Annotated in this window: 12 protein-coding genes; 7 read left to right on the top strand and 5 right to left on the bottom strand. The window is 35.7% G+C overall.

The features are described from left to right. Positions 1–24: 24 nt before the first annotated feature. Both bamJ (ACRD62_RS09780) and bamJ (ACRD62_RS09775) read right to left on the bottom strand, forming a co-directional pair. Entirely contained in the window at positions 25–846 is an 822-nt protein-coding gene (gene bamJ, locus ACRD62_RS09780) for a BamJ family beta-barrel-assembly machinery protein (protein WP_430819942.1), read from the bottom strand. Positions 847–912: 66 nt separating this feature from the next. Next, positions 913–1,497: a BamJ family beta-barrel-assembly machinery protein gene (gene bamJ, locus ACRD62_RS09775; RefSeq protein ID WP_430819941.1), complete on the bottom strand. Its 585-nt coding sequence runs from the start codon at positions 1,495–1,497 to the stop codon at positions 913–915. Between the two features lie 260 nt (positions 1,498–1,757). Here bamJ (ACRD62_RS09775) and ACRD62_RS09770 point away from each other — a divergent pair, with 260 nt between their 5' ends. After that, the gene (locus tag ACRD62_RS09770) at positions 1,758–3,365 is read left to right on the top strand and encodes a MutS-related protein (protein ID WP_430819940.1); all 1,608 of its coding nucleotides are present in this window, start codon (positions 1,758–1,760) and stop codon (positions 3,363–3,365) included. Positions 3,366–3,755: 390 nt separating this feature from the next. Here the strand turns inward: ACRD62_RS09770 and ACRD62_RS09765 are convergent, their stop codons facing one another. Continuing rightward, complete coding sequence (locus ACRD62_RS09765; RefSeq protein ID WP_430819939.1) at positions 3,756–6,035, bottom strand: family 20 glycosylhydrolase; 2,280 nt, start codon at positions 6,033–6,035, stop codon at positions 3,756–3,758. A 140-nt stretch (positions 6,036–6,175) separates the two neighbouring features. Here ACRD62_RS09765 and era point away from each other — a divergent pair, with 140 nt between their 5' ends. From era to ACRD62_RS09745, 4 genes are all read left to right on the top strand, one after another. Next, positions 6,176–7,060, top strand: a complete 885-nt coding sequence (gene era, locus ACRD62_RS09760) for a GTPase Era (RefSeq protein ID WP_430819938.1) — start codon at positions 6,176–6,178, stop codon at positions 7,058–7,060. Positions 7,061–7,151: 91 nt separating this feature from the next. Further along, positions 7,152–8,459, top strand: coding sequence for a ribosome biogenesis GTPase Der (der, locus tag ACRD62_RS09755; RefSeq protein ID WP_430819937.1), 1,308 nt, complete (start codon positions 7,152–7,154; stop codon positions 8,457–8,459). Positions 8,460–8,585: 126 nt separating this feature from the next. Continuing rightward, positions 8,586–10,589, top strand: coding sequence for a putative porin (locus ACRD62_RS09750; protein WP_430819936.1), 2,004 nt, complete (start codon positions 8,586–8,588; stop codon positions 10,587–10,589). Positions 10,590–10,658: 69 nt separating this feature from the next. Next, positions 10,659–12,083: an MltF family protein gene (locus ACRD62_RS09745; protein ID WP_430819935.1), complete on the top strand. Its 1,425-nt coding sequence runs from the start codon at positions 10,659–10,661 to the stop codon at positions 12,081–12,083. Here the strand turns inward: ACRD62_RS09745 and ACRD62_RS09740 are convergent. Both ACRD62_RS09740 and ACRD62_RS09735 read right to left on the bottom strand, forming a co-directional pair. Then, positions 12,031–12,705, bottom strand: coding sequence for an NUDIX hydrolase (locus tag ACRD62_RS09740; RefSeq protein WP_430819934.1), 675 nt, complete (start codon positions 12,703–12,705; stop codon positions 12,031–12,033). The two genes, ACRD62_RS09745 and ACRD62_RS09740, sit on opposite strands and share 53 nt — an antisense overlap. 342 nt (positions 12,706–13,047) lie before the next feature. Continuing rightward, entirely contained in the window at positions 13,048–14,292 is a 1,245-nt protein-coding gene (locus tag ACRD62_RS09735; RefSeq protein ID WP_430819933.1) for an ABC transporter permease, read from the bottom strand. A 137-nt stretch (positions 14,293–14,429) separates the two neighbouring features. Between ACRD62_RS09735 and ACRD62_RS09730 the strand changes: the two genes are divergently transcribed. After that, on the top strand, positions 14,430–15,704 hold the full coding sequence (locus ACRD62_RS09730) for a DUF2851 family protein (RefSeq protein ID WP_430819932.1): 1,275 nt from the start codon (positions 14,430–14,432) through the stop codon (positions 15,702–15,704). Next, on the top strand, positions 15,701–16,768 hold the full coding sequence (locus ACRD62_RS09725; protein WP_430819931.1) for a potassium channel family protein: 1,068 nt from the start codon (positions 15,701–15,703) through the stop codon (positions 16,766–16,768). Before ACRD62_RS09730 ends, ACRD62_RS09725 begins: the two co-directional genes overlap by 4 nt. Positions 16,769–16,840: the final 72 nt, after the last annotated feature.

Here is a 16,840-nt window from a genome sequence, read left to right as displayed (position 1 = left end):
CTTTTAGATATAATGCATACTCTCTTATTTCTTTTTCTCTACCTCAACCAATTCGATATCGAAAATAAGCGTTGAGTTAGGTCCAATTTTTTGTCCGGAACCTCTTTCACCATAAGCAAGATCAGCAGGAACATACAAACGCCATTTCGAACCTTCAGGCATCATTTGTAAAGCCTCAGTCCATCCTTTAATAACACCTGTCACTCTGAATTCTGTTGTATCGCCTCGCTCAACTGAACTGTCAAATACCGTTCCGTCGAGTAAGGTACCATGATAAGTACATTTTACCTTATCCGATTTTTCTGGAAATGGTCCGTTACCTTGATGAATAATCTCGTACTGCAACCCACTCTCTGTAACATTAACCTCAGAACGTTGTTTGTTCTCTTCCAGGAACTTCTGTCCGTCTTCAAGGTTTTTTGCAGCTATGGCTTTTTGCTCCTCATTTTTCTTTTCTTTGATACTTTCAAATTTCTTACGAAGCATCATGTCGGCACTTAAATCAGTAAAATAAGATTTCCCGTAAGCCAATTGATTTAAAAATCCTTTAAAAAAGGCATCTTCATTGAGTTCTTCAAACTGATTGATTTGATACTCTTTAAAACTTTCTGTCAACTTACGTTTTGATATCGCTTTAGCCATATCAACAAATGCCAGCGAGTCCATTTCAAAAGGAAGACGTTCCCACTCCTTTTTCATGTTATTAGCCATAATGTAACCTAAAGCATAACTCACGCTGTCCGTTTCGTTTTTAAAATCCATTTTTCCGGTACGTGGCACTCTGGAACATGATGAAAGCACCACCACTACTGCAAGTGCTGCAACAAGTAGATTTGATAATTTCATACTTAAAAATTTACTGATAAAAGACCATAGCCTAAAGTATCTACAGTCAACAATGATTACTATTAATTATTTAATTCCTAAAAGCTCAACTTCAAAAACAAGTGTTGTATGAGGACCGATATGCTGACCAGCACCTCGCTCACCATAAGCTAATTCAGATGGAATAAACAAACGCCATTTACTTCCCACAGGCATCAACTGAAGTGCTTCAACCCACCCCTGAATAACTCCGCTTACCGGAAAGGTTGCAGGTGTACCGCGTTGCACTGAACTATCGAATACTGTACCGTCAATTAAAGTACCATGATAATGACATTCAACCTGATCAGCAGCGGATGGTTTAGAACCATTACCTTCAGTAATAACTTCGTATTGAAGACCACTATCCAAAGTTACCACGCCTTCTTTCTTGGCATTTTCTGCTAAAAAGTCTTTACCTGCCTGAATAGTGGCAGCATGTTGCTTTTGTTGTAATTCTCCAAAGAATTTTTGCAATATATCGTTTGCTTCAGCCTCAGTCATTTCAGTTGCTTTACCTTCAAAAGCTGCTTCCAATCCTTTTGCTAATTGTGCATAGTCTAAACTCTCAATACCCGATGACTTGAAATTTTTTGCCAGGCTTACACCTAATGCATAACTTACTTTTTCCATTTAAAATATCTTATCGATTTGTAAACAAGCCACGAAATTACATTTTTACCATTATAATCAAAACCATACTAAAGCGATATCTGGTTTTAACTTAACTTTAACCTTGTGATGGATTGGTTATAATAAAGGATTGTGTTAAAACATAAAAATTGAGTCTGAAAAAATAAATTATAGATCAGAAATTGCTATTAAAAAAACTTCAGAATAATAAACCTCTTATTTTTACAAACAAATTAAAGTTAAATACACATCCCTATTAAATGATTTTTCGATTTAAAAAGAAATCCTTAAACCAATTCAAAGAATTATTTGGTAAGATAAAGGATGCAGAATATGTTTTTGATTTAATCAATTTATATTTTAAAAATAATGATGACAAAAATCTTAATGATACAATATCTGAACGAACCTGTCAAGATTTAGACTTTGAAGAGTTATTCATGTTTCTCGACAGAACAACTTCAAAGCCAGGCCAACAGTTTTTATACAACCAATTGCGCTCCACCCCATCCAATATTAGTTTCACGCAAGACGAAGAAATAATCGATGAATTAACAGGGAATAATTCAATATTTGAAATGCAATATGAATTATCAAAATTAGCGAATGACGATGCTTATCATATAGCTTCGCTTTTTCATGATAAACAACCGCAGGCCCCCTCCTGGTTTAAGATTGCTCAATTCTCGCCCTTAGTTGTGATTGTTTGTTTGATTCTCTTTCCATTTATTCCAGTTTTCTTATTCATACTTTTTACTATAATAATTTCGAATTTCGTTATACACTATTGGAATAAAAAGAATTTGATTCACTATTCAGCTTCCATCCCACAACTAATAAAGCTAAAAGAATGTGCTACATTGTTGTATAGTTATCCGGCACTAAAAAACATTAACAATGACATACTAGAGTCAGTCAAGGTAATAAACAACATAAATAAACAGATGTTTCTTTTTCAATTGGAAACCAAAATACAAGGAGAGTTTCAAGCCCTATTCTGGTTCATTATTGAAATTTTTAAGATCTGCTTCCTACTTGAACCAATTATTTTATTCAACGTTTCAAAGCAACTGAAATCAAAAAGAAAGGATATTAAAAAGATATTTGATTTTGTTGGCAAGGTAGATTCACTAATCTCTATTTCTTCATTACGTTATGGGTTGGAATCTTTTTGCAAACCACAAATTGAAAATAATTCTAATCTGGTTGCAGAAAATATTTATCATCCTTTGATAAATCAATGCATTTCTAATAACATTGATGTAAAAAACAGTTCTGTCCTTTTAACAGGCTCCAATATGTCAGGAAAAACTACTTTTATTCGTTCGATAGGAATAAATGTATTGACAGGTTTAACAATTAATACATGTTTTGCGAAGAAAGCCTGCTTCCCACAATTCCAAATACATTCAGCAATTCGAATAAGTGATGATCTTCTGAATAGTAAAAGTTATTACTACGAAGAAGTTCAAACCATTCATTCAATGATTAATAAAAGTACATTGGGGCACAATTTATTTTTACTTGATGAGATATTTAAAGGCACAAATACCGTTGAACGCATTGCATCCGGGAAAGCTGTATTATCATATCTGGCCTCAAATAATAATTTGGTATTTGTTTCTACGCATGATATTGAATTAGCTGATCTTTTAAAGGACGAATACGAATTATATCATTTTTGTGAGTCCATAGATAATGGTTCGATTCATTTTGATTATCAACTAAAGCAAGGTCCATTACAAAACAGAAACGCTATTAGGATACTGGAAATTAACAATTATCCCAAATCAATTATTGAAGAAGCTTTTTCCATCTCCAGAGAATCGGACCTAAGACATCAGAAAATATTGAGTTATAATAAGTAGTATACACTTGTCCCTTCGGAACTCTTTATCATTTACCACTTGCATAGCACTTACGTACAATGCTGTTACAAACGTCCCTGACGGGACTATCATTATTTAGAAAAAAGCAGAAACTATTTATAGTATATTCTTCAAATTAAGCATCTACTAATATATTAGGTTGTATAATATATAGGATACAATACCGATTGTTCATTTGGGATTAACTTCTGCTTTACTGATTACACAGCACTTGAGTGCTGACCTTTTACAGACGTCCCTTCGGGACTATCATATGCTTCTATCATTATAAAGCTTAAACTGAACTTACCAATGCTCCTTCCAGACGGCTATATCATATTAAACTACTAAAATCTATACTCAACAGACTACTTCTTAAAGACTAAAAAATTAATGACTATAAATTTCGCCTGATGCAGTAATAAATTCTTTTTCACCCCATAAACGAAACTGCACTTTGGGTCCATTCCAGGCTTGGGGCCAACCACCCATTATATTATTCAGGTAAACCAATTTCACCGGATGTTTGCCCTTGCGTAATGCAATAGTTGAGTTATTTCGTGAAAATCGTTTTACTTCTCCATTATTATCAATCAATAATTCTCCGGCGATAAAAAACTGATCAAGATTGCTAGCAAACTCATATATTCCATCTTCTGGCACTTCTATATAACCAGTAAAAACAGAAGCATAAGCTTCATCATGGCCATCACGCTTATAGCCCTTTACAGGTTTCATCAAGTTGATGCTTTCATCCCAACTTACAATACTATCCAACTCTTCCGTATTTAAGAAATATCCTTTTGTGTATTTCTCAACCAATCCTGAATCGGTTGACTCCGGCTCAACAGCCTGCACGTAATTTGTTTTCTCTAGATGAATGGCTCTGACCCGACTCATTTTTCCTGTCTTCAATACTGTCGCGATCTTTATTGTTTTACTATCGGCAAAGATCAGTGGCTTCATATACACATTTGAATGTACCTGTGGATCTGATCCATTTGTTGTATAAACCATATCCAAATCCCGGGTATTCGAGAACTCAACTTTTATATTATCAGTAAACACCATTTTATCGACCGGTCCTTCAGGTAATGGAATATGATAATTAATATCATGCATATCCATTCTCTGGTGCAGGTTGTCCAACCGCAGAAGGAAACTATCATAGTTTCGCTGTTCTTTTGCACTCCAGTTCACTTCGGCCAAAGCAATAATTCGAGGATATACTCTGTATTCTGCCAATTCAGGAGTATACATATATTCCGTCCATACATTGCCCTGTGCACCTAAAATATGATGTTTTTTATCTTCAGCTATATCTTTTGGAACCGGATCATAGCCATACACTTCTTCCAGTGAAGTATAACCGCCAATAGCCACCGGTTCAACCCTGTTATCACCCTGGTAATGGTCGAGGTAACACCAGTTACCCGGTGTCATCACTACATCATGTCCCTGATTAGCTGCTTCAATACCACCTTCTTCACCTCTCCACGACATTACTGCAGCTGATTCAGCCAGTCCTCCTTCAAGAATCTCGTCCCAGCCAATCATTTTCTTACCATGTTTTAAAAGAATTTTCTCAATGCGTTTGACAAAATAACTTTGTAACTCATGCTCATCCTTTAAACCTTCTGCATTAATACGTTTCTGACAAAGAGCACACTCTTTCCATTTATCCTTTGGACATTCATCTCCCCCAATATGGAAATAAGGTGACGGGAAAAGTTCAACAACTTCATTGATGATATTTTCGAGAAAGGCAAAAGTCTCTTCTTTTCCGGCACAATACACATCGGGCTCAACACCCCAGACATTGCGCACCTTAAAAGGTCCGCCTGTACACGAATACTCCGGATAAGCAGTTAAAGCAGCCAATGCATGACCAGGAAGCTCAATCTCAGGCACAACTGTAATGAAACGTTCTGCCGCATAAGCAACAATCTCCTTTATCTCGTCCTGAGTATAAAAACCTCCATATTCATACCCTTCTCCTTCTATTCTTTTTGAACCGATTTCTGTCAGTTTCGGATATTGCTTAATTTCAATTCGCCACCCCTGATCTTCGGTCAGATGCCAGTGAAAGGTATTCAGTTTTACCATAGCCATCATATCCAGGTGCTTCTTAATATTTTCAACCGGAATAAAATGACGACAAACATCCAAATGCATTCCACGCCATTTAAACCGTGGAGCATCTTTTATCTTCACTGAAGGCACAATCCACTTCATATGTTGTACAAACTTCTGACTTTCAACTTCAGCCGGCAATAACTGTAAAAGTGTCTGCATTCCATAGAAAACACCCTCTGCGGTTTTTGCTTTAATCTGCGCTCCGGTTGAATTTACCTCCAGAAAATAACCTTTTTCTTCACTGTCAATGTTGGAATCGATAACAAAAGCTACATAATCCTTTTCAGGATATTTTTTAGATATAGCTAATTTAAACTGCGAAGTACTTTCAATTTTATCAATAAGAATTTGTGCAATGGAATTCAAACTTGAATCACTGACATACAATTGTGTTTCTTTTGTTATTTCAAATTCACCCTCTAATTGTTCCACCTGTTGCGGAAGCGGAATGATCTTCAATTCATTGATATCTTTTTCTGTGCAGGAAAGCAAACCAATTGAAATCAGAAACAGAACTAATGTATTCTTTAGCATAAGGCCATTTTTAGGGTTTATATCCATTCTCTTATCAAATGTAACAAAAGACTATCAATAACCAGCCTTTAACTTAATAGCTTATTGAGTATACTGTTATAAATTGTCGTATCTTCGCAGCAAATTTCAATTTAAGTAATATGACACATAAGGCAGGCTTTGTAAATATTGTTGGAAACCCGAATGTTGGAAAATCTACATTGTCGAATGAGTTGGTTGGAGAACGCTTGTCGATTATCACATCTAAAGCACAAACCACTCGTCATCGAATATTTGGAATTGTGAATCAACCCGAATATCAAATTGTATTTTCTGATACTCCGGGAGTACTGAAACCCAACTATAAGTTACAGGAGTCGATGCTGCGTTTTTCAAAATCAGCACTGGCTGATGCTGATGTGATTCTTTATGTAACCGATACGTTTGAAAAACCGGATAAGAATGATGACTTTTTGGGTGCTGTACAAAAAACAAATATCCCTGTCTTATTGGTAGTCAATAAAATTGATCTGGTTGATCAGGAAAAATTGGATAGTATTGTTGATTTCTGGAAAGAACAACTACCCAGCGCAGAGATCTTTCCAATGTCGGCATTACATAAATTCAATATTCAGAATCTTAAAGATCGTATCATAGAATTGTTACCCGATTCACCTCCTTTCTTCGACAAGGAATCACTGACAGATAAACCTGAGAAATTTTTTGTCACCGAGATCATTCGTGAAAAAATATTGATTCAATACAAAAAAGAGATTCCATACTCTGTGGAAGTAGAAGTGGAAGAATTCAAAGAAGGGCCGGACAGAGTTGACATTCGCGCTGTGATACATGTGGCACGAGATTCACAGAAAGGAATCATCATTGGACACAAGGGAGTTAAGCTAAAATGGGTGGGCATTGAAGCTCGTAAAGACATAGAGGCATTTTTGAAAAAGAAAGTAATGCTAACAACCTATGTTAAAGTATCAAAGGACTGGAGGGATAAAGAAACTTTCTTAAGAGGACACGGATACGATTTAAAGTAAAATCAAAATCCTTAAGCTTTCTTAATTTAATTGGTGTGTGTGCTGATTTTCACTACTTTTGCAGCCCCAATTTGATTAAAACAAAAATACCATGGGAAATATAGTTGCAATTGTTGGAAGACCAAACGTAGGTAAATCAACGCTATTCAATAGATTAACAGGTACACGCCAGGCTATCGTTAACGAAGAAGCCGGAGTTACCCGCGACCGTTTATATGGCAAAGCCATCTGGAACGGTGTGGAATTTTCAGTAATTGATACTGGTGGATTTGCTACCAATTCCGATGATATTTTTGAAGAAGAAATACGCAAACAGGTATTAATTGCCATCGACGAAGCAGATGTTATCGTTTTTGTGGTGGATGTACTAACCGGAGTTACCGATTATGACGAAGGTGTTGCTGAAATATTGCGACGAACTCAAAAACCTGTCCTAGTTGTTGTTAATAAAGTTGACAACCACGATCGCATTGCCGAATCGAGTTATTTTTATTCTTTAGGTCTGGAAGAACTATTCCCTATTTCGTCCGTTAACGGCGCCGGAACAGGTGAATTTCTGGATCGATTAATTGAAGTTTTCCCAAAAGAAAACACTCAGGAAGAAGAGTTAGACCTGCCACGTTTTACCATTGTTGGTCGCCCGAATGCGGGAAAATCCTCTATTCTGAATGCTTTTATTGGTGAAGAACGCAACATTGTAACACCAATATCCGGAACTACACGTGATTCGATTTACACGCGTTACAATAAATTCGGTCACGACTTTTATTTGGTTGATACGGCCGGTGTACGTAAGAAAAACCGTGTACATGAAGATCTGGAATTTTATTCTGTGATGCGTGCCATCCGAGCTATCGAAAACTCAGATGTATGTATGTTAATGATTGATGCTACACGTGGTTTCGAGGGGCAGGATCAAAAAATATTCCATTTGATACAGCGTAACCGAAAAGGAATTGTTGTATTGGTTAACAAATGGGATCTGGTTGAAAAAGATACACATACAACGAAAAAGTTTGAAGAGCAGATCAGAAACGAGATGGCTCCTTTCACCGATTTTCCAATTGTATTTACTTCAGCCCTTACAAAACAGCGAATCCACAAAGCTATTGAGAAAGCTATTGAAGTATACAATAACAGAAATCTTAAGATTCCAACTTCACAACTAAACGAGATTTTACTTGCCGAGATTGAGAAGAACCCACCTCCATCAACCAAAGGAAAATTCATTAAAATCAAGTATATTACACAGCTACCAACACAATCACCTGCGTTTGCTTTCTTCTGTAACTTACCGCAGTATGTGAAAGAACCGTACAAACGTTTTCTTGAAAATAAGATAAGACAGTACTGGAATTTTAATGGATTACAGGTTCAGATTTTCATGCGTAAAAAATAGGCTTCAGCTTGAAATCTTATACATTGGCATACAAAAGCAAATAGGCTCATTAAAAGATTTGTATATATTTGCTTTTGTTCCAACTTGACCATTTTGATAGTAAAGCCCATTATCACACATCTTAATATGCATCGTATTCAACTGAAATACCCGCTTCTGATTTTATTACTGTTGGTTGTTTTTTCATCTTATGCTCAAGAGAGACCAGAAGGCAGACCTCAGATGGGTGGCCAGATAGACCCTGATCAACAACAGCAAAATACAAGCTCCATCGAACCAGATATAAGAGCATGGCATCTGACAGATGATTACACTTTTGCTGACACAACTGCCGTTGATACACTTACCACTGGCTTTCAAATATTCAATCCAATATATCAAAAAAGCATAGCCAATGCTCATTTAGGCAATATGAATACAGCCTATCAATCGATGATATTTGAGGACCGGGAGTATAAATATGGAAATTTATTTTTCAACTCATTTCTGGCCTACATGCCCGATGTTGATGAGATGTATTTTTACAATACTAAAACTCCATACATCAATATCACTTATAATTTTGGAGGTCCAAAGCGACGTTCTGAAGAACGAGTAAAAGCTATGTACACCCAAAATGTAAATAAAGCACTAAATGTTGGTGCCAGCTATTCATTATCCTCATCTATTGGTCAATATTCCGCTCAAAAAGCAGAGGTTGATAACGCCAAGTTCTTTACGAGTTATGATGGTGAGAAATATAGTTTTCAAGGAGCATATATATACTCTAAACTTAAAACCTTAGAAAGTGGTGGTATTGACAAAGAAGCCCAAAACGGAGATTTTAACGAAATAGATGCATCGTCAGTTATTACACGATTTACTACTGCAGAAAAAAACCTGACTAAAAAGAAGATATTTTTTAATCAATCTTTTGATATTGGTAAAATCACTTTAACCGATAAAGATTCTGTTCAAACCATTCTACCTGTCGGAACTGCTTTTCACACCTTTGAATTTGAGCAGAATAAAATGGAGTATAGCATTCCTGATCTGGAAAATTACTATTCCATAACAAATCCTTTTTACCCAAATATAAATAGCGACACACTTCAAACTAAGGATAGTGTTAGAATTAATTCCATTCGAAACATTTTCCAGATTAAGTTTAACGAAGAAGCAAACTCATTATTTAAATTCGGACTAAGAGCATTTATTACAAATGACATATCATTTTATCGATTCCCTAAAAAACCAACCGATTACACAATTGACGACTCCGATTATATTCCGGAATATATTAATACCGACACAACATTAGTTACAACAGCATTAGGTGGTCAGATCTTTAAAAATCTCGGAAAAAATTTCTGGTGGAATGCTGGCTTAAAATTATATTTCCAAGGTTATAGGGCTGGGGATTCAGAAATAACAGGAGAAATGAATTCCAGCTTCAGAGTTTTAAAAGATACAGCAGGATTTTTTGCCAATGGTGGAATTTTCCTTACTGAACCGGAATTATTTGAAACCAGATATTATTCTAACCATTTGGAATGGGATAAAGACTTTGGAAAGAAAAAAACGATTCAGTTTAAAGGAGGGATTCGTATCCCAACCAAACAATTGGAACTAAGTGCAGGTGGATTTTTGATGAACAACTATATTTATTGGAATTCAGATGGCACACCCAGCCAGAGTGACGGAGTCATTCAGGTTTTTCATGGGAATATTAAGAAGCTTTTTAAACTGGGTAATATCAGAATCGATAATGACCTTGCGCTTCAATACAGCAGTAATGAGAATATCATTCCATTACCAACTGTTGCCATTTATAACTCAACCTATTACCAAAATACTCTTTTCAAGGTATTACATTTTCAGCTTGGTTTTGACTTAAGATACTTTACACAATACTATGCTCCTTTTTACATGCCTGCAACAGGTCAGTTTACCATACAAAACGATGAGAAAGTTGGTGACTATCCATGGGTGGATGCATTCCTGAATTTCCAGCTGAAAAGAGCACGTGTTTATATCAAATACGATCATGTAAATCAAGGCTATCCAAACAAACCATATTATACCACGTACAACTATCCGGGAAATCCACGAGTGATGAAGTTTGGCGTATCGTGGAATTTCTATGACTAACGTCAATGGTGTAAATTGCTGGCAGAATACATTTTAATTATCTTTGCCACGAACTAACGAGAAGGTATTATGCGATACAGCTATATATTATTACTGGTTATTGCCACTTTATTTGCAGCGTGCAATTCAGGTAATAAGCCGACTCTATTCAACCACTCTGAAGAAGAAGTTGACATAGATCTTGACGATATTGTCAAGCGCGGAAAGATAAAAGTGGTAACCGATTATAATTCTACTAACTACTTTGTTTATAAAGGTCGTCCACTGGGCTATCAGTTTGAGTTGTTAAAAGCCATGGGTAACCAGTTGGGTTTAAAGCTTGAAATTACAGTATCCAATAACGTAGAAAAAAATATCAGCGACTTACTTAATGGCGACATCGATCTGATTGCCACCAACTTCACAGTCACTCGCGAAAGGGGCGACATAATTACTTTTACCGAACCTCATTGCGTAACACGTCAGGTATTGGTACAACAAAAATATTCTAAAACAAACGGATCAAATCCCGGTGTTTTTAATGAAATAATTCGCAACCAGCTTGATTTAGCTGGTAAAACCATTTATGTACAGGAAAATTCTTCGTTTGTTGAACGTTTACGTAATTTAAGTAATGAAATTGGAGACAGTATCAACATTGTTGAAATTCCTGATTACGAAGTAGAGCAACTGATTGGGTTGGTTGCCAATGGTGAAATTCCATATACTGTATGTGATGAAAACATGGCTCGTATCAATTTAAATTTTTACGACAATCTGGATATTGAGACTGCCATCAGTTTTCCTCAAAAAATTGCCTGGGCTGTTCGCCCAAATTCAAGGGATTTATTAGATGTTGTTAATAACTGGCTTATCAACTTTAAGAAAACACAGCAATACCAAAGAATTTATCGAAAATACTTTATCAACGAAAGATCGAATCATTTAGTAGATGCTGGCTTCCATTCCATTAGAGGAGGAAAGGTATCTATATATGACGCCATCATTAAAAAAGAAAGTAAAAAATACGATTTAGACTGGCGCCTGATTGCCTCATTAATTTACCAGGAATCAAGGTTCCTTCCTGAGATTGAAAGCTGGGCCGGAGCCAAAGGACTTATGCAGCTTATGCCTGAAACAGCCGATTATTTTGGGGTTAAGGAAATAACTTCTCCAACCGATAATATTAAAGGTGGATTAAAGTTTTTAACCTGGTTGGATGGCAGATTAAGCAAAACGATTGAAGATCCTGATGAAAGAATAAAATTTGTACTGGCTGCTTATAATGTAGGATTAGGTCACGTGCAGGATGCCATGCGTCTGGCTGAGAAAAATGGAAAGAACCCATTAATCTGGGAAAATAATGTGGATTATTATCTTTTAAATAAATCGAAGCCAGAGTTCTATAACGATCCAGTTGTAAAATACGGTTATTGCCGGGGTGAAGAACCTTATCACTATGTTACTGATATCCTTGAGCGTTATAATCACTATAAGAATGTAATAATGGATTAAGCTGATTTTCTTTCAATACCTGAAGAAATTCACTTAAAATCATTGCTGTGGCTCCCCAAATTTCAAAATCATTTAATGAAAAAAATGGAGCCTCAACAACTATATCATTAATTTTTCGTGAAAAGCACTTAATATTTTGGGGATTAGCCAATTGAGATAAAGGAGCTTCAATCAATACATCCACCTCACGTGGATCGGGTTTAAATTCAGGTGCATATGGTAATACACCAACCTGAGGATAAACAACAAAATTGGAATTGGGGATATAAAGCGATGTCAATTCACCAACATATGAAACATCTTTTCCTACAATGCCAATTTCTTCTTCCGCTTCCCTTATGGCAGTATTAAAATAACAGGTGTCACCATCTTCGGTTTTGCCACCTGGAAAACTCACCTGTCCACTATGGGCTCCTTTATAAACTGAACGTTTCATCAAAGGCAAGTACCAATTACCTTCCTTCACATACAATAAAATCAACACACTACTTTCCCTCGCTTTATTTGGCTCAGGCAAAACTTTACCGGTAAACCTAACGGATGGCGCCATTAATGACTGTGCCTTCTTACCAGGCAAAGGTTTACGAAAAGCCTCCAGTAATATTTGTGTTTGATTGCTCATTCAGTTTCTTTCAAATATAACTCCTGTAAAGTTTTTTTGTTTCTTTTATAAGTTAAGAAATTGTTTTGATAAATCTTGATCTGAACTTGAAATACAAACATAAAAAAAGGTCGGGCGTTCCCGACCATATGTCCCATTTATTAACTTAAACCTTTTAAGATTTGTGCTTGTAATAAAACAAACACTATACCAAAAAATAAGACATTGGTCATTTAACCACTTTTATATTCACATATACCTACATATCAACAATCTAGCTTCCATTTAAATTTAAATAACGTTTGATTATACGTAAATTTAAATGTTCGGTTTCGAACAGTCGCTGTACGTTTATAATAGAATTTAATTAAACCGAATTGACTTAACCGGTAATATACGTGCTACCAGGTAGGATGGTCCCAAAAGCATAAGTAAGGTTATTATCCCAACTCCAACATTCAGCATTACCAAATGACTTGCCTGAAGATAGATAGGAACCGTTTCGAGATAATAATTTGTTGCATCTAATTTTATTAGATGAGTATATTTCTGTAACAAAGCTATTCCAACACCTATCAGATTACCCCAAATCAGGCCTTTTCCTACAATATAAATGGCTAGATAAAGAAATACTTTACGGAGGCTCCAGTTTTCTGCACCCAAAGCTTTAAATATTCCAATCATATTGGTTCGTTCAATTATCAGAATCAGCAAACCACTTACCATATTAAATCCGGCAACCAGTAAAATAAGAACTAATATTACAAGCAGATTCATATCCAGCATATCGAGCCATGTGAAAATCTGTGGCTGAACTTGCTTGATTGATTTAGCTCGTAACATGGTTCCATCCTCTTCAATTTTTGAACTGGTCACATAGTAAACTTCCTGATGGATTTCATCAATGTTATTAAAATCATCAATGATGATTTCATAACCTGAAATTTTATTGTTATCCCAATTATTCAACTTCTGAATATGGCGAATATCAACCAGAGCAAACACCTTATCAAACTCAGGAAAATGAGAATTATAAATACCGCATATTGTAAATTTCCTCATCCGAACCTGATCCTGTACAAAATACATTCTCAAAGGATCACCTACATTCAGTCGTAACATTTTGGAAATTTCCTCTGAGATATAGATTTGATCAGACCGGATTGAATCTTTAAAATCTGGAATATGCCCCTCCACACAAACTTCTTCCATAAAGCTCCAGTCAAAATCAGTCCCGACGCCTTTCAGAATTATCCCTTGAATAGCTTCTGTAGTTTTTATTAAACCAGGCTTTGTAGCAAATACCTGAACCTGATTTACACCATCTATAGCTTTAAGTTCAGATGCCAGTATACTATCATTGGTGATTGGATTACTTTCGTAGGAATTATTGTAATCATAACTTATCACCTGCAGATGCGAACCGAATCCTATTATTTTCTGACGAACTTCACGTTTAAATCCCAAACCTATTGAAAGGGACAATATCATTACAACCATTCCGAGTATCACACCCAAAGTGGCAACCTTAATCACCGGACCAGAAAGTTTCTTACCGGTAATTCCTCCTGACTTTATTTTACGTGCTACAAATAATTCGAAATTCAAGGTGTAAGATTTTGAGCAAAGGTAGAAAAAGCAACAGAACTACCACATAATAAAATATTTTTCGATCTTCATTAAAGTTGTACTTCTTGAATTTATTTAATAAATAAGTTATATTATCTATCCAAACCATCACCGATATGAATGAAGATTTTCTGCACTTTATCTGGCAAAACAGGCTCTTTCATCCACAAAATATAAAAACAAAGGATGGCCAGAAACTGGAAATAATTCATCCGGGTATCAAAAACACCGATTCCGGGCCCGATTTTTTTAATGCCAAAATCAAACTCGACAATACATTATGGGCTGGCAATGTTGAAATTCATATTGATGAAACCGATTGGTTCAACCATGGTCATCAGAACGACGAAGCCTACAACAATGTTATATTGCATGTGGTCAATAAGTTTGGCCAAAATACCTTCACTCAATCAGGCAGAGAAGTTCCTGCATGGGAAATGACATTGTCGGATCAATTGATGGAAAACTATCAAAAACTATTTTTTAATAGTAAATGGATTGCTTGTGAAGACAACCTCACATCACTTGAACCAACTGTTTTATTACAATGGTTAGATCGAATTCTAATTGAAAGATTAGAAGAAAAAAGTGAGTTAATCCATCAACTATTGTCATCATTTAAAAATGACTGGGACCAGGTATTTTTCATTTTACTTTCTCGAAGTTTTGGTTTTGGATTAAATGGCCTCCCTTTTGAAATGATGGCAAAACAAACACCCTTAAAGATTTTACTGAAGCATTCTGATAACATTACACAAACAGAAGCCTTGTTATTTGGTCAGGCCGGATTTTTACAATTCTCCAAGTCTGAAGATGGCTATACAAAAATACTAAAAAAAGAATATGACTTTCTAGCCTATAAATATCAGCTCAAGGCAATTGAACCACATATCTGGAAATTTGCAAAACTTAGACCTTCAAATTTTCCAACAATTAGATTAGCTCAGCTAGCCAGATTAATTCATCAGTTAAAAGGAACTTTCGAATCCTTACTTTCATCTGTAGATTCAAAGTCTTTTATTAATCTTTTAAATATTCGAGCCTCAGATTATTGGAACAATCATTATCAATTAGGCAAAACAAGTGAGAAAGACATAGTAAAACACCTGGGTAAAGCATCTGCTCAACGAATTTTATACAATACCATATATCCCTATTTATTTGTGTATTTTGATAAAAACAATTACCAACATAAAAAGGAAAATTTATTAGAATTACTTTATAAACAAGCACCTGAAAGAAACTCAATTTTATCAAACTGGGAAAAAAGAGGCATAAAAATCGACAATGAAGCACAAGCTCAGGCATTGATTTTTCTGAAAAACCACTACTGTAATCATAAAAAGTGCTTAAATTGCCGCATCGGACATAAAGTATTAAGCAAAACGTGAAAAAACAAACATCCTTATATCACGAAACTATCAGAGCCCTGCTCATTTCAGCCGGGCTTCTTGTTTTAACCATTTCGGCTGGTTCTGCCGGTTTTGCTTTACTTGAAGGCTATCGACTACTGGATGCTATCTACATGACAGTCATTACAATGGCCACCGTTGGATTCAGTGAAGTTGTTCCTTTGTCGGATACGGGTAAGATTTTTACCATTTTTCTTATTATTTTTAGCTTAGGAATTTTCGGTTACGTCATCACCCAAATAACCCGTGTTATTTTCGAAGGCGTTTTACATCAATCATATAAAGCGTACCAGTTGAGAAAGAAAATAATAAAATTAGAAGATCACATTATTGTATGCGGATACGGTAGAAATGGATATCAGGCCTGTGTTGAACTGGCTGAGCATGGTGAACAGTTTGTGATTATCGAGAAACGTGATCATGTAGTAACGCGAATCCTGGAAGATCCTGACAATTTATACGTTCAGGGAGATGCCAGTTCTGAAGAAGTGCTGGATGCAGCACAAATCAGGAAAGCAAAAGCATTAATTACAGCCTTACCAAACGACGCTGATAACATGTTTGTGGTTCTTACAGCCAGTGAGATGAATCCAACTTTAAAAATCATCAGCAGAGCAAGTGATTTCAGATCTGACACCAAACTCCGACGTGCCGGTGCCACCAATGTTATTATGCCCGATCGTATTGGAGGTCAACGAATGGCCAAGTTGGTAACACAACCAGATGTGGTTGAATTTGTTGAATATATTCTTTTACAAAGATCAAAAGATGTGCAACTAAAAGAAATCAGTTGCTCTAAATTAGCTGTAGCCAATTATAAAAAAACGATCAGGGAATTAAAGTTAAGAGAAAAATCAGGAGCCAACCTTGTCGGCATTAAAACAGGTGAAGGAACATATATTTTTAATCCTTCCCCGGATATTGAAATCACTCCTGCCGATAAACTTTTTGTTTTGGGAGCTCCCGGACAATTAACCAAGTTTGAGCTATTATTAAATGACACAGAGCATATCGAAAGTAGTACTGTTGACAAATTGCTTTAGTGTTATTTTTGAAATATATTTTTTGCCTTTAACCAAACCTTTTTACATAGCCTTAGTATAAGCACCAGTGTT

Origin of the sequence: Carboxylicivirga caseinilyticus, from assembly GCF_050589785.1 — a bacterium.
Lineage (GTDB): Bacteria > Bacteroidota > Bacteroidia > Bacteroidales > Marinilabiliaceae > Carboxylicivirga > Carboxylicivirga caseinilyticus.
This window is presented reverse-complemented; position numbering and strand designations above follow the sequence as displayed.